The organism is Pseudomonas songnenensis (genome assembly GCF_003696315.1).
GTDB lineage: Bacteria > Pseudomonadota > Gammaproteobacteria > Pseudomonadales > Pseudomonadaceae > Stutzerimonas > Stutzerimonas songnenensis.
On sequence record NZ_RFFN01000020.1, the window covers coordinates 1 to 421 of the forward strand.

A 421-nucleotide genomic window follows, 5' to 3' on the forward strand; every position below is an offset into this window, starting at 1 on the left:
AAGCAAAAGGGGAGCAGCCTCGCGGCTGCTCCCCTTTCGTTTTCTGCGCCCCGATCAGGCTGGTGCGGAGCTGCGGATCAGGTGATCGAAGGCGCTCAGCGAGGCCTTGGCGCCTTCACCGACGGCGATCACGATCTGCTTGTACGGCACCGTGGTCACGTCACCGGCGGCAAACACGCCGGGGATGCTGGTCTGGCCCTTGGCGTCGACGATGATCTCGCCGAAACGCGACAGCTCCAGGGTGCCCTTGAGCCATTCGCTGTTGGGCAGTAGGCCGATCTGCACGAAGATGCCTTCCAGCTCGACCTCGTGCACCTCGTCGTTGGTGCGGTCCTTGTAGACCAGGCCGGTGACCTTCTGGCCGTCGCCTTTGACCTCGGTGGTCTGCGCCATCTTCAGCACGCGGACGTTGGGCAGGCTG

The 421-nt window shown here is 64.4% G+C and carries 1 protein-coding gene; it reads right to left on the reverse strand.

Going from position 1 to position 421, the window contains the following annotated elements:
* Positions 1 to 54: 54 nt before the first annotated feature.
* On the reverse strand, positions 55 to 421 hold a 367-nt coding region (locus EA798_RS20475; RefSeq protein ID WP_167463006.1), incomplete at its 5' end, for an FAD-dependent oxidoreductase.